Source organism: Bacillota bacterium (genome assembly GCA_024653485.1).
Classification (GTDB): domain Bacteria; phylum Bacillota; class SHA-98; order UBA4971; family UBA4971; genus UBA6256.
Genome location: JANLFY010000005.1, coordinates 79,491 through 103,322, shown reverse-complemented (window position 1 = coordinate 103,322; position 23,832 = coordinate 79,491). Strand labels below are relative to the sequence as shown.

Annotated in this window: 20 protein-coding genes and 1 pseudogene; 20 read left to right on the top strand and 1 reads right to left on the bottom strand. The window is 62.7% G+C overall.

Translation table 11 applies throughout. From position 1 onward, the window contains the following. Window positions 1-15 precede the first annotated feature (15 nt). From NUW12_05365 to mltG, 4 genes and pseudogenes are all read left to right on the top strand, one after another. Entirely contained in the window at window positions 16-987 is a 972-nt protein-coding gene (locus NUW12_05365; protein ID MCR4402200.1) for an aldo/keto reductase, read from the top strand. Window positions 988-993: 6 nt separating this feature from the next. After that, window positions 994-1,392 (top strand): annotated as a pseudogene (ruvX, locus tag NUW12_05360) (Holliday junction resolvase RuvX). A gap of 251 nt (window positions 1,393-1,643) precedes the next feature. Then, the gene (locus NUW12_05355; protein ID MCR4402199.1) at window positions 1,644-2,039 is read left to right on the top strand and encodes a DUF1292 domain-containing protein; all 396 of its coding nucleotides are present in this window, start codon (window positions 1,644-1,646) and stop codon (window positions 2,037-2,039) included. 31 nt (window positions 2,040-2,070) lie between these two features. Then, on the top strand, window positions 2,071-3,294 hold the full coding sequence (mltG, locus tag NUW12_05350) for an endolytic transglycosylase MltG (GenBank protein MCR4402198.1): 1,224 nt from the start codon (window positions 2,071-2,073) through the stop codon (window positions 3,292-3,294). 120 nt (window positions 3,295-3,414) lie between these two features. Here mltG and NUW12_05345 read toward each other — a convergent pair whose 3' ends face one another. After that, window positions 3,415-5,124, bottom strand: coding sequence for a penicillin-binding protein 2 (locus NUW12_05345; GenBank protein ID MCR4402197.1), 1,710 nt, complete (start codon window positions 5,122-5,124; stop codon window positions 3,415-3,417). A gap of 325 nt (window positions 5,125-5,449) precedes the next feature. On the opposite strand from NUW12_05345, the gene NUW12_05340 reads away from it, so the two are divergent. From NUW12_05340 to NUW12_05265, 16 genes are all read left to right on the top strand, one after another. After that, the gene (locus NUW12_05340) at window positions 5,450-6,223 is read left to right on the top strand and encodes a GNAT family N-acetyltransferase (GenBank protein ID MCR4402196.1); all 774 of its coding nucleotides are present in this window, start codon (window positions 5,450-5,452) and stop codon (window positions 6,221-6,223) included. A 112-nt stretch (window positions 6,224-6,335) separates the two neighbouring features. Next, entirely contained in the window at window positions 6,336-7,019 is a 684-nt protein-coding gene (locus tag NUW12_05335; GenBank protein MCR4402195.1) for a GntR family transcriptional regulator, read from the top strand. Window positions 7,020-7,079: 60 nt separating this feature from the next. Next, window positions 7,080-8,672: a gluconokinase gene (locus tag NUW12_05330; GenBank protein MCR4402194.1), complete on the top strand. Its 1,593-nt coding sequence runs from the start codon at window positions 7,080-7,082 to the stop codon at window positions 8,670-8,672. Between the two features lie 62 nt (window positions 8,673-8,734). Further along, window positions 8,735-10,093 (top strand): DUF362 domain-containing protein, encoded by a 1,359-nt coding sequence (locus NUW12_05325; GenBank protein ID MCR4402193.1) that lies wholly within the window; start codon window positions 8,735-8,737, stop codon window positions 10,091-10,093. Window positions 10,094-10,230: 137 nt separating this feature from the next. Beyond that, window positions 10,231-11,523 (top strand): sugar ABC transporter substrate-binding protein, encoded by a 1,293-nt coding sequence (locus tag NUW12_05320; GenBank protein MCR4402192.1) that lies wholly within the window; start codon window positions 10,231-10,233, stop codon window positions 11,521-11,523. Between the two features lie 100 nt (window positions 11,524-11,623). Continuing rightward, window positions 11,624-12,505 (top strand): sugar ABC transporter permease, encoded by an 882-nt coding sequence (locus NUW12_05315; protein ID MCR4402191.1) that lies wholly within the window; start codon window positions 11,624-11,626, stop codon window positions 12,503-12,505. Window positions 12,506-12,520: 15 nt separating this feature from the next. Next, window positions 12,521-13,429 carry a carbohydrate ABC transporter permease gene (locus NUW12_05310; protein ID MCR4402190.1) on the top strand — a complete coding sequence of 303 codons (909 nt, stop codon included), beginning with the start codon at window positions 12,521-12,523 and terminating at the stop codon, window positions 13,427-13,429. A 76-nt stretch (window positions 13,430-13,505) separates the two neighbouring features. Continuing rightward, complete coding sequence (gene gndA, locus NUW12_05305) at window positions 13,506-15,107, top strand: NADP-dependent phosphogluconate dehydrogenase (protein ID MCR4402189.1); 1,602 nt, start codon at window positions 13,506-13,508, stop codon at window positions 15,105-15,107. A 37-nt stretch (window positions 15,108-15,144) separates the two neighbouring features. After that, a complete protein-coding gene (locus NUW12_05300; protein MCR4402188.1) occupies window positions 15,145-16,197 on the top strand; it encodes an alcohol dehydrogenase catalytic domain-containing protein in 1,053 nt (350 codons plus the stop codon). Between the two features lie 157 nt (window positions 16,198-16,354). After that, entirely contained in the window at window positions 16,355-17,704 is a 1,350-nt protein-coding gene (locus tag NUW12_05295; protein ID MCR4402187.1) for a GntP family permease, read from the top strand. Window positions 17,705-17,984: 280 nt separating this feature from the next. Beyond that, entirely contained in the window at window positions 17,985-19,001 is a 1,017-nt protein-coding gene (locus tag NUW12_05290; protein ID MCR4402186.1) for a carbohydrate kinase family protein, read from the top strand. Between the two features lie 523 nt (window positions 19,002-19,524). Beyond that, window positions 19,525-20,214 (top strand): hypothetical protein, encoded by a 690-nt coding sequence (locus NUW12_05285; GenBank protein ID MCR4402185.1) that lies wholly within the window; start codon window positions 19,525-19,527, stop codon window positions 20,212-20,214. Then, complete coding sequence (locus NUW12_05280) at window positions 20,207-20,557, top strand: transcriptional regulator (GenBank protein ID MCR4402184.1); 351 nt, start codon at window positions 20,207-20,209, stop codon at window positions 20,555-20,557. Before NUW12_05285 ends, NUW12_05280 begins: the two co-directional genes overlap by 8 nt. Then, window positions 20,554-21,408, top strand: coding sequence for an ABC transporter ATP-binding protein (locus tag NUW12_05275; protein MCR4402183.1), 855 nt, complete (start codon window positions 20,554-20,556; stop codon window positions 21,406-21,408). The genes NUW12_05280 and NUW12_05275 overlap by 4 nt, the downstream gene beginning before the upstream one ends. Beyond that, window positions 21,405-22,460, top strand: a complete 1,056-nt coding sequence (locus NUW12_05270; protein ID MCR4402182.1) for an ABC transporter permease — start codon at window positions 21,405-21,407, stop codon at window positions 22,458-22,460. Before NUW12_05275 ends, NUW12_05270 begins: the two co-directional genes overlap by 4 nt. After that, window positions 22,457-23,479, top strand: a complete 1,023-nt coding sequence (locus NUW12_05265; GenBank protein ID MCR4402181.1) for an ABC transporter permease — start codon at window positions 22,457-22,459, stop codon at window positions 23,477-23,479. Before NUW12_05270 ends, NUW12_05265 begins: the two co-directional genes overlap by 4 nt. Window positions 23,480-23,832: the final 353 nt, after the last annotated feature.

The following is a 23,832-nucleotide window of genomic DNA, read 5'->3' as shown; positions in this document are numbered from 1 at the left end:
TCGGAAGCGCGGATCATGGAACGTAGACCGCTCGGGAGCACAGGACTTCACGTCTCGAGGTTGTGCTTGGGCACCTTGACCATGGGGCCGTTGCAGGCGAAGTTGCCTTTGAAACAGGGGGCATCGCTCATACGTGCGGCGGTGGAAGCCGGGGTCAATTTCATCGACACAGCCGAATTATACGGTACATACGAATATGTCCGTGAGGCGATCGCAGGAGACGACGGGCTGTCGGCCTCCGACCGGGAACGAATCGTGGTCGCTTCCAAGTCCTACGACTATACTTATGACGGGATGAGGCTGGCGGTGGAGCGGGCGCTCCGGTCCATGGGCTTAGACCACATAGACATCTTTCTTCTTCACGAGCAGGAGTCGGCGCTCACCTTGAAAGGGCACCAAGAAGCCCTGCGGTACTTGGTTCGTGCGCGACAGGCCGGGCAGGTGCGGGCGATCGGTGTGTCAACCCATCATGTGGCTTGTGTGAGAGCCGCGACCTTGATGCCTGAAATAGACGTGATACATCCCCTTCTGAACAGGTCGGGAATCGGTATAGCCGATGGGACGGTCTCCGACATGCTGGAGGCGGTGCGGGAGGCGCGCTTTGCCGGGAAAGGCATCTACTCCATGAAAGCGTTGGGCGGCGGCGCCCTGCTCGGCGACGTGGAGGGCTCGCTCGCATGGACGCTGGCCTTGCCCTTCGTCGATTCGGTAGCCGTCGGAGTGAAGACCCTCGATGAGCTATGCATGGACCTCGCCATCTTCGAGGGTCGAACCCCCGACGACGCGCTCCGCTCTCGCACACGCCAGAACAAGGCGCTCATCATTGAGCCGTGGTGCACCGGCTGCGGAACATGCGTCGCCAGGTGCACGCACGGGGCGCTCACTATATCGCGTGGTTCGGGGCGGGCCGTGGTGGACACGACGCGGTGCGTGCTCTGCGGTTATTGCCAGGTGGCGTGTCCTGAGTTCTGCATGAAGGTGGTCTAGCGTGCTTTGAGGATCATGTGTCTTGATGTCGGCACGAGAACCATCGGCATCGCCCTCTCAGACCCGATGGCGGTCGTCGCGCAGCCTGCAGGGGTGGTCCGGAGGAGGTCGCTCGGCGAGGACGTGGAGCACCTGTCATCGATAATGCGTGCCAACGAGGTTGGCAAGGTAGTGGTGGGCTTGCCGAAGAACATGGACGGCTCTCTCGGAGAAAGCGCCGCTCGAGCGAAACGTTTGGCGCAAGCCCTAGGGGCTTGCACCGGGGTGCCGGTGGTTTTCTGGGATGAGAGGCTTTCCACTGTTTCGGCTGAACGTGCCCTGATCGAGGCGGACGTCTCGAGGCGCCGCCGCAAGGGCCTCGTGGACTCGGTCGCGGCCGCAGTAATCCTCCAGGGCTATCTCGACAACAGCCGAGAGGCTGTCGGAGAAGACGGTGAAGACGGTGCGGGCGACGAAGAGACACGCGCGAGCCAGGGGTCGTGCGTTCATGGCATTTCCGGCGAAGGAAAGCGTGATGGTGGGGCCGAAGGGCCGGGGGCGGGGGAGGAATGAAAGCCAGCCTCAGTGGGGAGCATAGCGGCTGACAGCGACCAAGGTGGGCATTGACCCGACGACCCAAGATGGATACACTCGGATGTGAAAGAGAGGTGGCCCAAGTGCCAGAGATCGACGATGTCGTAACCCTTGTATACGAGGATGGCGAGGAAGAGACCTTCGCAGTGGAAGACGTCATGGAGTTTGAGGGGAATACCTACGTAGTTCTGGTGCCCGCGGACGCGGACAGCGAGGCGCGGGAGGACGAAGAGGTCGAGGCGTGCATCTTCCGTGTCGAGACGGATGAGGACGGCGAGGAGGTCCTGGTCGATCTGGACGACGACGAATACGAGAAAGTGACGGGAGCCCTCTGCGCGGACTTGGAGGAAGCCTGCGACGAGGGTGAGGACGAGGACGAATTCGAAGAGGAAGACGAGGATGACTCGGACCTGGACGAAGACGAAGATGACGCCTTGGATTCTGAGGACGACGAGAACGAGGACGAAGACAGGGACTGAGAACGCGGACTAGCGTCAGGAACGTGATCGTGTGAGAGGCGGCATCCGAGGAGGGCAAGGCAAGCCGGGAGGCTGGTTCGCTCCTCTCGGTAGGAGGAACGCCGACGCGGCGGGGAGGACGAGGAAGCACCAAGCGGCCGGTACTGAGGTCCGAACGACGGACGATGGCGCTGAGGACGCCGTCGTCGCCGGCGCATCATGCGCCGTTCCCGGGACCGGCCCCGGGACTCGGGCGAAACCCGGGGTGCGAGCGTGGTATGCGGCGGCGACGGTGATGGCCCTCGCCGTGCTTTGCCTTACGTGGGCCGCTTTTCTTGTCCTTCCTTTCGGTTCAGGGAAGATGGTGACTGTACGGGTCGAGAGAGGGCTGACGTCTTCAGACATCGCGAAGCTGCTCGCAAGGGAAGGGCTGATCCGATCGGAATTCGCGTTTCGGGCCGCTGCGCGGCTCTCCGGTGTCCAGGATGGGCTCAAAGCGGGGACTTACAGTCTGAGCTCGAGGATGGGGACCTTAGGGATCCTGGAGGCCCTTGCGGAAGGCCGCGTGGAGCGAGTGAGGTTCACGATCCCCGAAGGGTATCGCCTCACTGAGATTGCGAGCTTGCTCCAAAGGAAGTCGCTCGTCTCGCGGGCGAGGTTCCTTGCCCTCGCCACGGGTCAAGTGGAAGGCTTCCGGGTGGATGCCGGCAGCATGGAGCTATCTGGGAACCTGGAAGGCTATCTCTTCCCTGACACTTACGAGGTCGAGCTTGGAGTCCCCGAGGAGGCCATCATCGCGGCCATGGTATGTCGTTTCGCCGAGGTGGTGCTTCCGGAGTACGCCACGGACGACGCGGCCGAGGCCGCGAGGGGTCTCGGCCTCCATGGGGTGCTGACCATAGCCTCCATGGTAGAGAGGGAAGCTCGACTCCCCGAGGACAGGCCTGTCGTGGCTGCGGTGTTCTATAACAGACTGCGAAGGCACATGCCACTCCAATCGTGCGCCACGGTTCAGTATGCCCTGGGGACGTGGAAGGAGCGCCTCACCTTCGATGATCTCAAGGTGGACTCGCCGTACAACACTTACATAGTGCCTGGCTTGCCTCCCGGCCCCATATCGTCGCCGGGTCTGTCGTCGATTCGTGCGGCCCTTCACCCCGCAGACGTGGAGTACCTCTATTTCGCCGCAGACGACAACGGCGGACATGTCTTCAGCCGCACCTTCCGCGAGCATCAGCGGGCCCTCAGCCTTCTCAGGCAACGGGCGGCAGACTGAGCGTGTGCTCGGTAGGCGTCAAGCTCACGCACGCCTTCCGACGCGCCCGCAGGGGCCGGCCTTAGGTGACGTGAGTGAGCGACGCTGACTGCCCAGCGCCTGTCGCCGACGCACTTGGAGTCATTCCGAGGGACGATAGATCTCGAGAGCGCGGCGGGCGATGCGCGCGAACACGGGCGCCGCGGCCTTGCCGCCGGACATGCCCTCTTCGACGAAAACCACGATAACGAGCCTTGGCTCCGAGAGAGGGGCGAACCCCGCGAACCAGGCGTGGGACGTAGGCGAGTCAGTCCTGTCCTCCTTCTCGGTCTCCGCGGATCCGGTCTTTCCGGCGGAACCACCCTCCTCCACCCACGCTGCGGTCCCCGTGCCCCGTCTGGTCACGGCCTCGAGCATCGAGGCCACCTGTCGGCATGTATCCTCAGAGAACACCCTCACCGGCTCGGCGGGCTCCACGACAAGGCCGGAGGCACGGCGGTCGGGCGCTTTGCCGGGCAGCACCTCCCTTACGAGCCTGGGACGCTGAAGCAGTCCGCCGTTGGCGATCACGGACATTACCGTGGCGACCTGCAACGGAGTCATACTGAGCCGTCCTTGGCCTATGGCCAGGTTCGCGACGTCTTGAGGCGACAGCGACTGCGCCTCCGGGATGACGCCGGCCTGTTCACCCGGGAGCGCGACCCCGGTTGTCGAGCCCAATCCCAGCTGCTCGGCGAAGTCCAGCAGCCTCGCTGCGCCTACTCGTAGACCGATGGTGATGAAGGCCGTGTTGCAGGAGTATGCGGTGGCATCCAAGAGATCGATCATGCCGTGGCCGCCCTGCTCGTGCGCGTAACACCGAAATCGCGTGGCTCCGACGTCAACGTACCCTGGATCGTAGAACGTGTCGTAGAGCGAAGCCGCGCCGGTCTCTATGGCGACCGCGGCCACCACGACTTTGAACACTGAGCCGGGTGGATATGCCATTATGGCCCTGTTCAACAGGGGTGCCGCAGGGTCACCGACGGCGGACGCGATGTCGCCAGGTCGAAAGGTCGGCCTGCTCGCCATGGCGAGCACCTCGCCTGTCCGTGGATCCATCACCACGACCGCTCCCCGCTCGATCGAGTCATCCATGACCTCCTCCACGAGGGCTTGGATGTCACGATCTATTGTCAGCCGCACCCCGCCTCCCACGAACTCTCCTTGTAGCCATCGCACACCAAGGCCGCGCAGCGGCCGACCCTTGGCGTCGGCGTAGACCGCGATCCTGCCGGGGATCCCTCCAGCGAGGTACCGATCCAAGAGGCGTTCGACGCCGGCTATTCCACGCGTGCCTGAAGGGTCGAGGTAACCAAGGACATGAGCCCCGATGCCGTCTGGGTGGTAGCGCACGGCCTGTTCGACGATGACAACTCCAGGGTCGCGGAACGCCTCGTCCAGGGTCGCGTGGTCGATTCCATCGGTTCGACCGTCTCTCAAGGGCTCCGCAGCCACCTGTGTGTAGATCGCAGCCGGGGAATCCAGACGAGACAGGACAGCCTCCCACGATCCGCCCGTAAAACGTGCCACCATTCGGGCCACCGCCTCGCGTGCTTTGACTGTGTCCGGGAACACGACCACCGCCCTGCTCGCAAACTCCCCCGTGAGTATGCGCATGTTGCGATCGTAAATCGGGGCACGCGCCGGGACCTTTGCGAGAATCACTGCTCGCTGGTCACGGCCGAGCTCCGCCAGATCCTCTCCTATGACGAGCTGGACGAATGCCATCCTCACCATCAGCACGGTGAAACTCGCGAGGAGGACGAGCGGGAGACCGCGCCGAATGCGTTGGGCTCTTTCCCCTGGCAATGTTGGAACACCTCTTGCGGGCGGACTCGCATGGGACCCGAAACATCCTAGTCCCAACTTCACGCGTGTAGGTTTCCCCGCTGCGGCAGCACTATGTCGCGCCGGGATACGGAGCACTCGGCATGCGATCCCGGCGACGAAAGGACTTGCGCGCGTCCGCGGAGAATCGTACGCGCGCGGGTTTGCGTCGGATAGCAGATCGTCGGAAGGCCTCTCGGCCGCCGGCGGTTCCCGCAAGAGGCGCGTGAGGAAGGTGCCCCGTGAGGACCCGCTTCGCAGCGGAACCGGAGGATGGACTGTAGCGTGGAAAGGAGGTAAGCGGTACATGGAGAGCGTCAGACTGGGTGAGATCATGGCTGAGGACATCGACTCTCTGAACCAGATGTGCGTCCCGTCGGGAGTCTGTGCAGACGAGCTCTCAAAGCTCCTGCAGGAGAGCCGCGCGGCACAGCTGCACGCCTTGGAGATGGGCGCGAGGGTGTTCGGAGCGTTCCTGGAGGGAGAGCCTGTCGGCCGTGTCGAGGTCATGCCCATCGAGGCAGCCCCGCTTCCGCTGGAAGGGGAGGGTCTGTGGGTCATCAGGTGCCTTTGGGTTCTCGAGAAGGCGAGAGGTCGGGGAATCGCGAGATCCCTCATGGAGCTCGCCCTGAAGGCTTCGGAAAGAGCTCGGGGAACGGCGGTGCTTACCTACCCTGACTGGATGCCCACTGGGTTCTTCGAGAGGTTCGGCTTCGCCGTGGTTGGGTGGGGTGGCTCTGGCATCGTCCTTCTGCGATCGTCCGACCCAGGCGCTAGGGTCACGTTCGTCCCTGTCGTGCGGAAAGCGGAGTCCTCAGGCAGTGAGGTGAGGGTGGAGGCGGTCCTCAACGCGAGGTGCCCGTGGATGGCTCGCTACTACCGGACACGCCTTGCCCACGCAAGATCCATTTCTGACAGGGTCACCACCGAAGAGTATGTCGTCCACACACGCGAGGACGCCCTCCGGTTTGGGGAGGAGAACCTCTACGTTGACGGAAAGCCTGCGTTCGCAGGGCTTGCGGGCTTGGATGAGCTGGAAAGGGTGGTCAGGGAGCGCCTTGCGGCCAAGGGCTTGGACTGACATCCCAGCCGCGTGACGCGGCGGTGGGAGGGGAGGCGATTTCCATGAGAATTCTTGGGGAGAGCGTTGAGCCAATGCATAATATGTGATATATTGTATTCGGTGGTGAAACATGGACGAACGCATAGTCAGTACCAGCCTTGTTGAGCAAATACGGGGCATCCTTCGAGAGGACATTGTTTCCCTGCGGCTCCTTCCCGGCGCCCGTCTTGCCGTGGACTCCCTGGCGGAACGATTCGGCGTGAGCCGCACGCCGGTCAGGGACGCCCTCAACGCCCTCGTCGAGGAGGGCTTGGTGATGCTCGCTCCGCGCGTTGGGTACTACGTGGTGGAACTGTCAGCTCAGGACGTGGAGGAGATCGCGGACATCCGGGAGATGATCGAGCTATACGCCCTCCGGCGCGCGATGAGAGTGATGCGACCCCAAGACATCGAACTGCTTCTGGAAGAGACCCGGGCCGTCCGGTCCCTGCGCGGCGAAGAGCGGCGCAGGATGTTCGAGCAGCTGGATCGGAAGTTCCACACGGAGATGATCGGTGCGGCGAACAACAAGCGTCTTCGTGACCTGTCCGCACGCATCCTTGCCCTAGTGGACCTCATGCGCAATCTCAACGCGCGTGTGGACGAGGCGCTGGACGAGCACATCGCCATACTGGAGGCGATGCGGAAGGGAGACGTCTCTGTGGCGCAGAGGCTCCTTCAGGAGCACCTTGAGGGGGTGCGGCGCGCTATCATCTCGGAGATGAGCAGGGCAAAGGGCGAGGATCCCGCGAGGTCCGTGGCAAGTCTTGGTTAGGCGTATCGAGGGGAGATCGGGGGATCCCGCTCGACAGCTCTTGGAGTTGGTGCATATCACGTGGTGAATGAAGGAGAGGCCTGCGGAAAGGCAATGGACTCCCGCGAAGCGGCGCCGCCGTTCGTAATGGCGATAGACGTGGGCACCTCGGCTGTGAGGAGCGTGTTGGTGGATGCGCACGCGCGCGTTGTGACGACAACCCTGGCGCGGGCGCCCGTGAGAGTGAGGGTGTCCGCAAGCGGAGCGAGCGAGATAGACGTTGCGGAGCTGGCGGAGAGCGTGTGGGGTTGTGTGGACGCCACGCTCGAGCGCGGACGGGCTCTGGCGTCTCTGGGCTCGTCAAGCAAGAACGCCTCAGTGCGTGGTGTCGCCATTGCGACCTTCGTGTCGAGCGTGTGTGGGCTGGACAAGGACTCCCGGCCGATCACCCCCCTTTTCACCTGGGCGGATACGAGAGGCGAAGAGGACGCCGCCAGGCTCAGGGATGTCGTGCCTCACGTGGAGGTGTACGAGCGAACGGGGTGTCCTCTACACACCAGCTATTTGACGGTGCGGCTGTCCTGGCTGAGGCGAACGCGCCCTGAACTGTTCGGCCGAGTCGCGCGGTGGATGACGATCGGGGAGTACCTCGAGTCGCAGCTGTTCGGCCGGGCGCGATGCAGTTTCTCGGTGGCGTCGTGGGCCGGGTTGCTCGACCGGGCGCGTCTGGCATGGGACGGCTCGCTCCTGGACTTGCTGGGGATCTCACCCGGGCAGTTGTCTCCCCTGGTTGACGTGGACGAGCCAGCTTCGGGTCTACAAGCTCGGTTCAGAGAGCGTTGGCCGGAGCTGGCGGACGTTCCTTGGTTCCCGGCCATTGGAGACGGTGCCGCCCACAACCTCGGAAGCGGAGCTGGGGATTCACGAAACATCGCCCTCGCTCTTGGCACGAGCGGCGCGCTCAGAGTCGTGGAACAGGGCGATCCCCACGTGATCCCGGGGTTGTGGGTGTACAAAGTCGACCGTCGCCGGAGCTTGGTTGGGGGTGCGCTGAGCGAGGGCGGCAACATCCTCGCGTGGCTCACGAGCCTCCTTCGTCTTCAACCCGGCCAGGAGAATGGGAGGGAGGGCGTGGCCGGGGAGGCGGCATGGGAGGAGACCGTGGCCGCAATGGCGCCGGACTCGCACTCTCTCACGGTCTTGCCCTTTGTGGCGGGTGAACGCAGCCCGGGATGGCATCCCGGAGCGCGTGCCACCATTACGGGGATGAGCCTTGCGACCACCCCCGAAGAGATAGTGCGAGCATGCCTTGAGGCAGTGGCATACAGGTTCGCGGAGATAGCGGCCAGGCTCCCTGCCACCGGTGAAAACGGGAGGACTATCATCGCGTCGGGAGGGGCCTCGCGATTACGCGTGTGGCTACAGATACTTGCGGACGTGCTGGGGCGGCCGGTTGTGCAGTCCCAAGAGCCGGAGCCGACTGCGAGGGGGGCGGCGCTCGTTGCGTGGCGAGCGCTGGGGGCCTTCCGGGACGGCGCGGACCCTCCCGCCGCCACCGGCATGGTCTTCACACCTGACGACGCGAGGCACTCGCGGTATCTCGAAGGCTTGGCGAGGCACAGGGCGCTGTACGTCAAGTTGATGGACGACAGCGCGCAGAGGCGCGGTGACTGAGGCGGCAGGGGTCGGAAACAGCGTGAGGACGTCATCGGAGGCTGCCATCAGGAGGTCGTGTCGTGGCTGCGCTTGATGGGAATCGTCTCGAGCGTAGGCTCTATCCGGAAAGATCGCTTGTGGGGTTACGGCCGGAGGGTTTCCGCAGCCTCGAAGTGCCCATGCCCACGGGCTTGTGGGTCCGCCAGGCGTTCGACCGGAGCAAGGTTGACGATGTCCGTGCGACGCTTCGCCGGGGGCTGGAACTATCGGGCCTTGGCGCGAGGATACCCGCGTGCGGGCGAGTGGCTATCGCGGTTGGAAGTCGTGGGATCGCAGGCCTGCCCGAGATCGTGTCCGAAGTAGCCGAGATAGTGCGCGAGAAGGGCGCTGTCCCGTTCGTCGTTCCAGCGATGGGCAGCCACAGTGGCGCCACGGCCGAAGGGCAGAGGCAGGTCCTCGCCGACTACGGCATCAGCGAGCGTGCGCTCGGGATCGAGGTGCGGGCGTCCATGGACGTAGTGGAGCTGGGGCGCCTGGACTCGGGCGTGCCCGTATACTTCGACCGAGAAGCCTGGGAGGCTGATGGGGTCATAGTCGTCAACAGGGTCAAGCCGCACACTTGTTTTCGTGGCCCCATCGAGAGCGGCCTCGTGAAAATGCTTGCCATAGGCCTGGGCAAGCACAAGGGCGCCAGCGTCCTCCACGCGGCTGGCTTCTCCCGGTTCCCAGAGCTGCTTCCCGCGGCGGCGCGGTTGATCCTCGCGAGGGCACGGGTATTGTTCGGTGTCGCCACCGTCGAAAACGCCGCTCAAGAGACGGCTCTCATAGAGGCGGTACCGAGTGAAGAGATCCTGAGCCGCGAGCCCGAACTACTGCGGATAGCTCGGGAGAGGATGGGGCGGTTTCTCTTCGACTCTTGCGATGTGCTGGTAGTGGATGAGATAGGGAAGGACATCAGCGGGGATGGCATGGACCCCAACGTGACAGGACGGTACTCCGAGCCGACGATGAGCGGCGAGGACGGTTTTCAGGCGCAGCGGATAGTCGTCCTTGGGCTCACTTCCGACTCCCACGGCAATGCCAGCGGAATCGGCGTAGCCGACATCACAACCCAGGAAGTGTTGGACGGCGTGGACTTCGTGGAGATGTACACGAACGCGGTGACTTCCAGGGTCCTCGCGTCCGCGAGACTGCCCGTGGTGGTGCCGACGCCCCGCGATGCCGTCGCGCTCGCCCTCCTCACGTTGACCGGCACAAGTCCGGAAAGGGCCCGGGTGGTGAGAGTCCATAACACCCTGCAACTGGAGAGAATCTGGGTGTCCGAGGCAATGTGGGAGACACTGGCGGGCAGGCCTGGATTCGAGGCGCTCACGTCTCCCGCTCCTCTCCAGATAGAGACGCTGCCGACCTTGACGGAAGGAGTTGACGGAAGGAGGTGACGAGAACCGTAGGGAGAACGCTCGGTGCGGTGGGACGCCTTGACGAGACGGCCGTCCGCGTTGGAGCAGTACGCCGGGAATTCGAGGCAATCTGGAGCTCGTGAGAGAACGTTCACTACGCAAGGGAGGAAAGCACGATGAAGTGGCATGTGAGGTTCGTCACCTTGTGCGTTGCCGTCGTGTTCTTGGGGGCTGTCGGCACTGCCGCATCTGGCGCGCAGCAGCCCTACAAGGGGACGGCTCTCAGGGTCGTCCTCGCGAACCATCCCTGGGCTGATGCGATCCGACCCCTCATCCCCGAATTCGAGCAGGCCACGGGCATCAAGGTGAACGCGGAGTCTTATTTCGAGGATCAGCTCACTCAGAAGCTGACCGTGGAGTTCGCCTCGGGGACGTCCACCATCGACGTGTTCATGCAGAGACCCCTTCAGGAAGCCAAGCAATTCCACAAGAACGGGTGGTACACCGACCTCAAGAAACTGATCGACGATCCCAGGCTCACACAGGCAGACTGGGATTTCGCTGACTTCTTCCCGGCGGCGGTTCAGGCGGAGACCGTGAAAGGTTTCGTGACCGGGATACCAATCGTAACTGAGCAGGAGATCATCTACTACAGAAAGGATCTGTTTGAGAAGGACAATATCAAGGTCCCCACGACGCTCGCCGAGCTCGAGGCGGCCGCGAAGCACTTCCACAACCCTGGCAAGGGGATGTTCGGCATAGTATCCCGAGGTCAGCGCTCACCCGCCGTGACGCAATTCTCCAGCTACCTCTATAGCTTCGGTGGAGCCTTCGACAAGGACGGCAAAGCGACGCTGGATACTCCCGAAGCCATCAAGGCTTTCACGTTCTACGGAGACCTGCTTCGCAAGTACGGTCCTCCAGGGGTGCTGAACATGAGCTGGCCGCAGGCCCTGGCCATTTTCGCCCAGGGTAAGGCGGCAATGTACACCGATGCATCTGTCTTCTACTCGAACCTCCTCGACCCGGCGCAGTCTGAAGTGGGCGACAAAGTCGGGTTCGCGGTCTTCCCCGCGGGACCAGCGGGCGCGAGACCGTACTCGATCGTGTCCTGGGGGCTCTCCATGAGCGCGACGTCGCGACACAAGGAAGCTGCATGGGAGTTCATAAAGTGGGCTACCAGCAAGGAGACGACCCTGAAGACTCAAAACCGGCAGGTTCCCAGCGCGCGCACCTCGGCCTGGGAGAGCGAGGAAGGGATAAAGAACTTCCCTGCGCAGCTCGTGTCGGTCATCGCGCAGTCGGGCAAGATAGGCCTTCCGTATGACCGGCCCAATGTCATTGCGGTGGGCCAGGCAAGAGACATTATCGGCTCTGTCATAGTCACCGCTATCGAAGGCGGCGACGTGGCCGCGGCGGCCAAGAAAGCGAATGCGGACTACCAGGCGCTGCTCGACAAGGAGAAATAGCCGTCGGTAGCTGCGTGCGCTCGGCCGGAGATGGAAGATGCGAGCGAAGGGCCCCTGCCGGGCCCGGGGCCCTTCGCCGGTTGCCACGTGGGGGTGGGTCATGTTGCGGGGTGGTTGGCTCGATAGAAACCTCCGATACGTTTTTCCGCTGCCGGCGCTGGTGTTCGTTTTCGTCATGATGGTGTTTCCCATTGCGTACACGCTCAGGCTGTCGACAACGGAGTGGAGCATGTCATCCATGGCGCCACCTTCATGGGTGGGTGCAGCGAATTACGCGTCACTCATCTTGAGCGACGACAGGTTCTCAGGCGCTGTGTGGCGGACCTTCTATTTCACGATCCTTGCGGTGATCCTGGAGACGCTGTTGGGGGTGTCCATCGCACTTGCGCTCAACCGGGAAGGGAGAGGCAGGAACCTTGTCAAGACCGTTTTCCTCCTTCCCATGGTCGCGACGCCCGTGGCCGTGGGGATGGTGTGGCTGCTCATATACGAGCCTACGATAGGCGTGGCGAATTACTTCTTGAGCCTTCTGGGTCTGCCGCCCCTACACTGGTTGGCTTCTCCCCGGCAAGCCTTGCCGTCGCTCGTGCTCGTGGACGTGTGGCAGTGGACGCCGATGATCACCCTCATCGTGCTTGCGGCGTTGACCGCGCTTCCCCGCGACCCATTCGAAGCGGCTCTGGTCGACGGGGCAACGCCTTGGCAGACGGTCCGGCACGTCACGCTTCCCCTGCTACGGCCGGCGATAGTAGCGGCAATGACGCTCAGAGCCATAGATGCTTTAAAGACCTTCGACATCATCTATACGATGACCCAGGGCGGTCCCGGGTTTTCGTCGGAGACTCTAAACATCTACTCGTTCGTCCTTGGCTTTCAGTACTTCCAGATGGGGAAGGCCTCCGCGCTGCTGATGATCTTCTTCGCGATAGTGCTCGGCTCGGCCATAGTCCTGAGCTGGGCTCGAAGACCAGTGGAGGCGTGATCGGGGGTTGTCATGGTGTTCACGATGCGAGCGAACAAGGCATGGGGCAACGCCAAGACGGCGGCTGCGGAGCGGTGCGCGCGGGAAGGCGCGACGCGAAAGGTTAGGTCGCGAGATCGGCTGAGGAAAGAGATAGCGCACGTGCTTCTCCTTCTGGTCATCATAATCCCATTCGTCTTTCCGTTCCTTTGGATGGCGGTGTGTTCGCTGAAGCGGCAGGCGGACATCATCCGGATGCCTCCTTCGTGGGTGTTCAGACCGACGTTGCTGCACTACCAGGAGGTGTTCCGGCAGTATCAGTTCACGCACTTCATCTGGAACAGCCTCGTCGTCGCGGCGGGTTCCACGTTTTTGTCGCTAGTCCTCGGGTTGCCGGCCGCATACTCCATAGCGCGTTTCCGCCAACGGAAGCTCGCATTGGTGATCCTGGTTGCGCGAATCGTTCCGGGGATAACATTCCTCATTCCCTGGTTCATACTTTTCTCGAGGCTGCGGTTGGTGGACACGTACACATCCCTTATCCTTAGCCACATGCTCGTCGGATTGCCCTTCATGATCTGGGTGATGGTGCCATTCTTCGAGTCTCTGCCCAAGGAACTGGAAGAGGCGGCGATGGTGGACGGTTCCACGCGGGCGGGGGCTTTCTCGCGCGTCCTACTGCCGTTGACAGGCCCCGGTGTGCTGACGAGCTCCATCTTGTCATTCGTTTTCTCGTGGAACAACTTCATGTTCGCGGTGGTCCTTACGGGAGCGCGAACCCGCACCCTGCCCATAGCGGTGTTCAACTTCCTATCGTACTCGGAGATCAACTGGGGCGGGCTCATGGCGGCCGCCGTGGTCATCACAGTGCCGATCCTCGTCATAGCGCTCATCGCTCAAAGGTACATCGTTGCAGGGTTGACTGCCGGGGCGGTCAAAGGATGACGCGGTGTCGGGCGGAGAGGGCGGGGCTCGATCGTGGGGCGCGCGACGGCGGATGCGAGGGGTGTGAAGGAGAGGAATGAAAGGCATGGAGAATGGCGCGCGCTGCAGCGCTGACCGAACGGAGGAAGCCCGCGGAGCGGACGCGTCTTTGGCGAATGGGAAAGCCGACGTGGGTGTGGTGGGTCTCGCGGTGATGGGGCAGAATCTGGTCCTCAACATGGCTGACCGCGGGTACAGGGTCGCGGTGTTCAACCGCACGCTGGCGACGATGGAGGAGTTCGTGAGGAAGGCTCATGCAGCCGGGTATGGCGCGAGGGTGGTTCCCGCGCGATCCATCGCTGAGCTGGTGGAGACTCTCTCGACACCGCGGCGCATCGTGCTGATGGTAAGGGCAGGCGCTGCGGTGGACGACACGATCGAGCAACTGGCGCAGGTGCTTGAACCCGGGGATGTGGTAGCAGACTGTGGGAATTCGCATTTCAGGGACACGGTGCGAAGGCAGAGGACCCTGGAGGAGCTCGGCCTGCGGTACCTGGGGGTAGGGGTGTCAGGCGGCGAAGAAGGCGCGAGACGCGGGCCGAGCATCATGGCGGGAGGGGACCCGGAAGGCTGGTCGCTCCTGCGTGACGTCTTCGTGGATATTTCGGCAAAGGCTCGGGAGGACGGCAAAGCGTGTGCATCGTACATGGGCCCCGGTGGCGCGGGCCATTTCGTCAAGATGGTGCACAACGGGATCGAGTACGCGGACATGCAGCTCATCGCTGAGGCGTACCATCTGATGAGGAAGGTCTGCGGCCTAGGTGTGGCGGAGGCTGCGGACGTGTTCGATGAGTGGAACCGCGGGGAGCTCGAATCGTATCTCATCGAGGCTGCCGCGGACGTTTTGAGGCGTGTCGACGCGGAAACGGGACGCCCCCTGGTGGAGGTGATTCTGGACGAGGCGGAGCAGAAGGGGACTGGAAAGTGGACGAGCCTGGAGTCGTTGGATCTGGGCGTACCTGCCCCGACGATCGCTGAGGCCGTTTTCGCGCGGTTCGTGTCGGCTCTCAAAGGCGAGCGTGAGCTGGCGTCGCGATGCCTTGCGGGCCCTTGGCCTGAGGCGCAGGTGGAGGAGGACGCAGTGGAGCGCGGCGCATGTTCGGGCCCGGCGCCGAACGACGGGGCGGGGCTAGGCGGGAGACCGGGCGGTGACGAGCGGGATGCGATGCGGATCACCCTAGGACACATTGAGCAGGCACTCTACGCCTCCAAGATTTGTTCTTACGCGCAGGGCTTCGCCCTCTTGAGACAGGCATCCGTGGAATACGGCTGGAAGCTGGACCTTGCGACGGTGGCGCGGACATGGCGAGCCGGGTGTATCATTAGAGCCCGTTTCCTCGACCGTGTGGCCGAGGCGTTCAGAAGGGACCCGGACCTTTGCAACCTGCTCCTCGGGGAGGAGTTTCGTCGAGTCGTGGCCTTGGCTCAGCGCGCGTGGAGAAAGGTCGTGAGCGCCGCCGTTCTGCGCGGGCTGCCTGTGCCCGCCATGGGCTCCGCTTTGGCATGGTATGACTCGTACCGGTGCGAACACTTGCCCGCCAACCTCATCCAGGCCCAGCGAGATTACTTCGGCGCCCACACGTACAGGAGAGTTGATCGACCGGGCTCCTTCCACACCCAGTGGAAACCCGGAGTGTGACGACGCGGCGCAAGTTCGCGCAAGGAGGGGGACTTCGATGTTGGCAGCTGTCCTCGAGGGCCCGCATCAGCTCGTCTTGAGAGACGTTCCCAAGCCGCGGCCAGGGCCGGGCGAGCTGGTGGTTCGGGTGGCGGCGTGCGGTGTGTGCCAGACCGACTACTCCGCCTTCATTGGGGCGAGACGCAACTACACGCCGCCCATCGTCATGGGGCACGAGATCTCGGGCATGGTCGACGAGACGGGTCCGGGGGTGGAGGACTTTCGCAAAGGAGACGCGGTCATCGTCTCTCCGGCGGTGTTCTGCGGACGGTGCGGCATGTGCCGTCTCGGAATGCAGCACTACTGCGAGAATGGGGCAGTCATCGGAGGCGACGGTTTCGAGCGAGTGCTGGACGGCGGCTTCGCGGAGTACGTGCGCGTCCCGGTGACCAGCGTGTTCCGAAAGCCTCCTGGGCTGTCCTTCATCGCTGCGGCCTTGACCGAGCCACTCGCCGGTTCGTACAAGGGGCTTGTGGAATACAGCGAGATTCGCGTGGGAGAGGACGTGGTGGTCATAGGAGCCGGGTCCATGGGCCTGCTCGTCACTCAGATAGCCAGTGCTGCCGGCGCTGGCCGCCTCGTCTTGATAGACATCCAGCGGTACAAGCTCGAGCACGCTCTCAGGTGCGGGGCCACCCACGTCATCAACTCGAGCGAGGAAGACCCGGTGGACTCGGTAGGGCGGATCCTCCCAGGAGGGCCGGACATAGTATTCGAGGCTGCGGGCGTCCTCGAGGCCGCCAAGCTGGCGTTCCGCCTATGCAGGAAAGGGACTCGAGTGAACATGTTCGGCGTGATCGTCCCAGGCACGATAGAGGTATCGCCCGCAACGATACACTTCACTGAGATCCGAATGGATGCGTCGTTTTCGGTCACTCCGCGCGTCATGGCCAAAGCGATAGACCTCATGGAGAAGGGCCTTGTGGATCCGGAGAAGATCGTCACGCACCGTATGCCGCTCGACCGAATCCACGAAGCCATGCGTCTCATGGGGGAGCCCGAAAGGATAAAAGTCGTCATAGACAGCACGGGAAGACTCCGGGAGGAATAGACGGCTTTGCACCCTGTGGAGGATCGTTAGGTCGCGCGGCGAATTCTTGATTAGCGACCCATCTTCGTGAGTAGGAGGTGATGCTAGTCGAGATCTCCGATTGTTTTCCCGCATCCGAGTGTCCGGTGACCAAAGATGAAAGGGAGGCTGAGGCGAAATGGCAGGTGGGGCCTGGTTGCTGTTTGCGCTCGCCGCTGTGGTGGTGTTCATCATCTACACTACCGCAAGCGTACGAATGCATGCTTTTCTAGCGCTGATCCTCGCGTCTTTCATAATGGGCTTGCTGGCGAAGATGCCGTTGCTCACGATAGTGGACAGCATCACCGCAGGATTCGGAAGCACGGTCTCCTCCATCGGCATAGTGATCGCGCTCGGCGCGGCCATGGGTACAATACTCGAGAAGAGCGGCGCAGCGGAGACGATGGCACGGACCATGCTGCGCCTGGTGGGACGCGCCCGCGCCGCCCTCGCGATGGCTCTAACCGGGTACGTGGTGTCCATCCCCGTCTTCTGCGACTCGGGGTTCGTGATCCTCTCACCCCTGAACAAGGCTCTCGCCGCAGCGACCCGCACCAGCTTGACAACGATGGCGATCGCGCTTTCGATGGGTCTCTACTCAACGCATACCCTCGTGCCTCCGACCCCCGGTCCAATCGCTGCTGCGGGCACAATCGGAGCGGACTTGGGGCGCGTTATCGTCTATGGGGTCCTCGCTGCATTCCCCGCGATGCTGGCCGGTTGGTGGTTCGCTGAGAAGGTTGCCTCAAGGTACTCCGTCGCCGTCGCAGACGAGCCGGGCGTCACATTGAAAGACGCTTACGTAGACGAGAAAGGCCTGCCTTCTCCCGCCAAGTCGTTCGCGCCGATCATCGTTCCGGTGATCCTCATACTCCTTAAGTCTGTCGCGGACCTTCCCAGCGCTCCGTTGGGACGAGCGGGATGGAAGACCCTCTTCGACTTCATAGGGCACCCGGTGACCGCCCTCCTCATCGGCACGTTTCTCGCCCTGCTGACAGTGCCCAGGCTGAGCCGCGAGGTGTGGAGTGACTGGATAGGGGCGGGCGTCGCGACGGCGGGATGGATAATCCTCATCACCGCCGCGGGAGGCGCGCTCGGGAACGTCATCCGAGCGACTCCCCTCGCGAGCTATCTGGGCGCGACCCTTGGCAAGTGGCACATGGGCATTCTCCTCCCCTTCCTCGTATCCGCTGCCCTCAAGACAGCCCAGGGTTCGTCGACGGTGGCTCTGATCACCACGTCGGCGCTTATGGCTCCGCTTCTCACGCCGATGGGGCTGGGCGGGGAGACGGCGAAGGCACTGGTCGTGCTGGCTATCGGAGCGGGCTCCATGGTGGTGTCGCATGCAAACGACAGCTACTTCTGGGTCGTGACTCAGCTGTCGGGTATGGACGTCCCCACCGGCTACAAGTGTCAGACGGTCTCATCCCTCATCACGGGGGTTACGGCGCTCGTTGCCATAGTCGTGATGAGCTGGGTGTTCATGTAGACCGGTCAAGGTGTGGTGCCCTCGCAACCGGAGCGTGAGCACGTGGAGGGGGCGGTCTCGGGTGATCCAATGGCCGCCCCCTCCCTCTTCCTGAGAGGCATGGGATTGCAGGGCCTTGAGGGCCCATCGGAGGGCCGGGTTCGAGCCGGCGGCGTGTCCTCAAGGCCAATAGATCAAGTAGGAGAACGTCCGAGCCCGGGTGTGACTTCCTCCTCGCGGGCCTCACCCCCCATCAGGGAGTTGAGGAACGTCGCGTTCTACTGGAAGGAGGCGTTGGCGATTGGGCGAGGCGCGTTGCGACGTGTGGACGGACTTCGGGGCAATGGATATCCCAGACAGTTACGAGCGCCCGCCTGCGGTAGTGCTCGGCGACGCGCTCGTAGACTACGTGTGCAAGGTAGACGAGATGCCGATGGCGGGCGGGGACGCGCAGATCCGCTCGTGCGAAAGGCGCCCGGGGGGTGCCGGGCTCAACGCGAGCGTGTGCCTTGCCTCGCTCAAGGTTTCATGCTGCCTTGTCACGGCTGTGGGCGACGACGAGAACGGGCGTTACCTCACGCGCCACCTCGCGGCCGCCGGCGTGGACTCGTCGCACATCCGCTCGACAGGAACCACCGGATACGTGATCTCATTCGCCGACTCGGGTGGCGAGAGAACCATGTTCTCGTACCGCGGGGCTTCGTCCACTCCGATGGAGATGACGCCGGCGCTCGAACGGGCTCTCGACCACACCCCGCTTCTCATGGTATCGGGGTACTGTCTGCAGGACGATGAGCAAGCCAAGAAGTGCTTGAATGCCGCTCAAAGAGTCAGAAGGACGGGGGGCATGGTCGCTTTCGACCCCACTCCCGTCGTGGGCCGGCTCGCCATCGGTGCCGTTGAGCGAATGCTTGAAGCCACCCAAGTGCTGCTCTGCAACAGTCGCGAGCTGCAGACTCTCACAGGGTGCGAAGCAGTGGAATCGGGGATTCGCGCCATCCTGCAGCGCGTGCCGTGCATAGGCGTCAAGCTGGGGCGGCGCGGTTCGATCGTGGCACTGCGGCGTGGGACGGCCGCCCACTGGTCGCCTGGTGATAGGAGCCCGGATAGCGCCGAGTCCGAACCTGAGATCCTGAGATGCCCCACGCGCCCGGTGAGAGCCGCGGACACCACGGGAGTCGGTGATGCATTCAATGCAGGGTTTCTCGCTGCCTTGCTGTACGGGTCGCCGCTGTCCTCTTGGGGCGTCTGGGGAAACGTGGTAGCGGCGAAGGTCATCATGAGTAGAGGCGTCTCTCGTGACGCGCAAGTTCCGTGATCCGCTCGCGCCTCCCACGTCGACTCTGCATCCCCCGCGCGAGGCGACGGTGACGCTCGCGATATCACCAGGCCGGCTCGAGGCTGAACCCTCTCCGTCGACTCCGGATCCGACCCCTGGACCTGGACGCCCCAAGCAGGTTTGGTCCGCTCCAATCGTACCACCAGGGTCTTCCGCTTCCCAATCTCTTTAGACACTCGCTACTTGTCGGATGAAAGCCTCGTTTGCGCAGAAAGCCTCGCCTGCGCAATATGGCTTCGCGCTGTCTGGCAGGCGCTCGTCCATGCATTCGCGAAAGCTGGGTTCCGCACGACTGCTCGAGGCACGTCAGTCACGCTTACTTGCGGGGTAGGGATGCGTGACCGGCTCGGCAGGATCGTGCGGCGCAACAGCCCCGCGAAGTCGTTCCGGACAGCGAAGGCACAGCTCTTGACATGCGACATAAACTCTACTATCCTATAGATAGGTTTATGACATAAACAATAGGAGATCGGGTTGATGCGAACAGGAGGTCGGGCTGGTCATGCAAGAAGGTCTAGAGGCGGAGCGAGTTATCGAGGACCTAAAGTTCATCAAGACGGCCATAGCCAAGAGCGGCGGGATCATGAGGTGGCTCCCGATTTCTCAGGTCATGCGAGTTGTGTACCTGATAACCGGCCTCGCCATGACGGCTCTCTGCGGAGGGTTGTACCTTCTCTACAGATTCTACGGGAGTTACGCGGAGTCACCGGCTTGGGCTCGTGCCGCTCTGATCGTCCTGAGCGCTGCGGCCTTCGCCGCGGGTGGGGGCGTCAAGATCTCGGGGCTGATGGCTGCAGCCAGGAGGATTCGATCTGAGTACACGCTTCTGCGTCTCTTGAAAGAGGTGTACAGCGAGCGGATGGTTCTCATCCTCGTGCCACATGTCGTAGCGGGCGCGGGCGTGGTCGTTTTCCTCACCATCCGCGGGCTTGTGTCGTACGTCGTCCCCACGATCGCGATCCTATTCGGGCTCGTGATGAACGCTCTCATCAACGTCTTCGATTTCAGGGAGCTGGTGGTGAGCGGCGACTGGCTCATTGCCACAGGCTTGGTCGTCCTGTTCCTGGGGAATAGGTTGGATCCTCTGCTGGGGCTGGTGTTGACATTCGGTCTCGGGTTCGTAGCCGCCTTCGTGTATGGCACTGTCGCTGCGAGGATCCAGGCTCGCGAAGGAGAGCCCGGCCGTGAGTGAGGACAGGGGCGGTTTCGTCATAGACAAGGTGATCCACGAACGGGCGAGGCTTCTCATCCTTACGTATCTGGCAAGCCAGACGAAAGACCGGGTTCTCTTCAACGAGCTCAAGGAGGGCCTCGGGCTCACGGGGGGCAATCTCTCCGTCCAACTGAGGAACCTTGAGGCAGCCGGGTACGTCCGGATCCACAAACGTATCAAGGGAAACAAGCCCGAGACCAGCGTTGCACTGACGTTGGCGGGCTACGAGGCTCTGCGCTCCTATGTCGACCAAATGGAGAGAATCATCCGTTCTGTGAGGGAGTCTCGCGCGGACCTCCACCCAGAGGAGGGGTCATCGTGATCGAAGTTGCGCACGTGTTCCACGACTACACGGGCGAAGGCCGGTACGCCGTGAGCGATGTGTCCTTCACGATTTCCAAGGGAGAGATCTTCGGCTTCTTGGGGCCGAGCGGGGCCGGCAAGAGCACGGTGCAGAACATCATGACCGGCCTGCTCAGGCTGCAAAGGGGAGAGGTCTTGTACGACGGTGTGTCCGTGAGAAGGCTCGGGCGCAGGTTCTTCAACAGCATAGGCGTGTCTTTCGAGCATCCAAATGTCTACGAGAAGTTGTCAGGCTACGAGAACCTATCGTATTTCGCAGGGCTCTTCGACGTCCCGACCCAAGACCCCATGAAGCTTCTGGACATGGTGGGCCTTCGCGAGGCCGCGCATAGGAGCGCCGGTTCGTATTCGAAAGGAATGAAGCAGCGCCTGGTGTTCGTGCGCGCCCTCGTCAACAACCCAAGCATTCTCTTCCTCGATGAGCCCACGGCCGGACTCGACCCCTCCCTTGCTGGCCGAATCAAGGACATCATCCGGCAGAAGCAGCGTGAAGGGTGCACGGTCTTTCTGACCACCCACAACATGTTCGTAGCAGACGAGCTCTGTGACCGGGTGGCCTTCTTGAACGAAGGACGGATCGTGGCCATGGACTCGCCGCGAGCCCTCAAGCTAAGATACGGCGAGAGATCCATCAAAGTAGAATACAGAGATGGTGCCGATATGAAGACCCAGGTGTTGTTCACAGAGAGGGCGGAGGACCGTGCGTTGCTTCACGAGCTCCTCGAGCGGGGCCGCATTCTGACCATCCACTCCCGCGAAGCTACCTTGGAGCAAATCTTCATCAGCCTCACTGGGAGGGAGCTGGCGTGACAAGGCGCGTCACCGTGCTCTTCAGGCAAGACCTCACTCTGGCGCTTCGTAACGCGTTGATGCCGGTCCTCGGGTTCCTGATCGTGCTCATGGCGGTGACAGTGCGATTCGTTCTCGCGAGGGAATGGCGACCCGCCGAGTCCTACTACTTCGTGGACCAGACCGAAGGCGCATCGTATGAGAGCGTCCTGCGGGAAGCGGGCACTGACTCAGGACGCTTCCTGTCAGATGAAGAGGCGCTCCGAAGCGCGGTGCGCAAGAACGCGAACAGTGTCGGGGTCCTCTTCACAGGACCCGCCGCTTGCCCGAAGGTGACCATCGTTCATTCCGGTCGGGTGAGCGCACAGGGCATCAACGTCCTCAAAGCCGCGCTGAACGCGATGATGCGCAGCGTAACCGGGGGATCCGGCGAGGGAGCCATCGAAGGGGCCGCTCGGGTCAGATTCCTGCGGCCGGAAGCTCGGCCCGTGCCTCCCAATTTGACGGCCGTTCCTGGACTGCTCTCGTTCGAGGTCGTCGTGCTCGGCTTCGTGTTCGTCGCGGTATTCATCTTCCAGGAGAAGCGCGAGGGCACGATCAGGGCGTACCGGGTAAGCCCAGGGGGAGCGAGTGCCTACGTCATCTCAAAGACCCTCGTTTTCTCATTGGTGGGTACCCTGTACGGCTGCGGGCTGCTCCTTGCGACAATGGGCACTGCGGTGAACTACGGCGTGATCGTCCCCCTGCTAGCCCTGGGAGCGGGCGTTTACACGTTGGTCGGGATCTCAGTCGCTTCCTTCTTCGAGGACCTTTCGGAATGGTTCTTGCCTGCGGTCCTCCTGCTCGTGCTGAACATGATTCCCGCGATCTCGATGGTGTTTCCGGTGTTCTCGCCCGGGTGGCTGCAATTCATCCCATCGTATCCGGTGACCGCTGCGATCGTCGAGGTTCTCTTTCCGTCAGGAAGGCCGGTTCTCCCGATGATGGGAACGCTCCTGGCAGAAGGCGTGGCTGCATATGCGGCTTGTGCGGTCTTGACCGAACGAAACCTGATGAGGGAGGGCGGGTCGTGAGCACGCCTCGAGGTTTCTCCGCGAAACGGGTTCTCGCACTAATGCGACAGCATCTCATCGTGGCTCTGCGCGACAACATCGTGGTGTACATCATCGTTGCTCCGGTTCTCATGGCGCTTATGCTCAAGCTGCTTGTCCCTGCGGCCGAGAGATCCCACCTATTGTTTGCGGTCGATCGTGCTGTGAGTCCCGAAGTGGTAGGTAGGCTTCGGGAATACGGAGACGTGGAGCTCTTCGAGCGTGGAGGCGTGATCTCTCGGGTGGAGCGCCCGGACGCTGCCGCAGGCGTGCTTGACGACGAGGGCAGGCTGTGCCTGGTGCTCGAGGGCAACGAGCCGCGGGAGCTCGTCGAAACGTACGAGATCATCTTGGAAGACATCAACCATGTCACGCCAGTAGCCGAATTCAGAGAAGAGAGACTCAGCTCGGAGGGGTGGTTCGTGCTCGACCTGGTCACAGTCGGACTCATCATGGCGGCCTTGTTCTTCTGCGGAACGGTCTCTGGATTCACGATAGTGGCCGAAAGGGATACCAAGGTTATCCGAGCACTCGCGGTGTCCCCGACGGGGGTCAGCGAATACGCGGCGGCACGCGGCCTTCTCGCAACCATGCTTGCCGCGGCCGTAGTCGTCATGACTGGCTGCGTCATGGTAGGACGCTCTGCGGACGTTTTCCGCCTCCTCGCGCTCGTGGCTTTCTCGGCCCCTCTGACCACTCTGGTTGGGTTGCTCACAGGCATGTTCGCGCACAACCAGATCACCGCGATAGCGTTGCTGAAGATAGCCATGCCGTTGTACCTGGCCGTTCCTTTGGGATCCACCTTCGTGCCCGGAGGACTCCGGTTCCTTTTCTACGCCCTGCCGAACTACTGGCAGTTGGAGGCCCTGAAAGCTATGTATGCTCCATCCTTGGTGACGCGTGATTTCATGCCTTCGATGCTGTTGACGGCGTTGTGCGCCCTGCCTTTCCTGGCGCTTGCGGCGGGCAAGTTCGGGAAGCATGTGGGTCTATGCCGGTGACCGATGGGTCTCGGCCGAGCGCCGGCGAGCGCTCAACGTCGCGCAACCGGCTGTGCGCGGCCCGCACCCAATGGCCCGCGCTGCGCCGATGGACCGTGGAGAGGAGCCTCGAGGCGCCGGCCGGCAGTATGAACGGAAGGAGGGATTCCCTGAATGGCATGGTATTGGTGGGTTGTCATCGGAGCGGTACTGGTCGTAGGAGGGTACGTCAAAGTGAGGGTCCTCACCGCGATGATCCGCCGCAGCAAGAAGGGAGCTGATGAGGACGTGTGAGCGTGGGTCGGTGCGAATCCGGCGGGCCCAACTCGTGACGGAAACGGATTTGCGATGCCCAAACGCCTCTCCAAACGCCA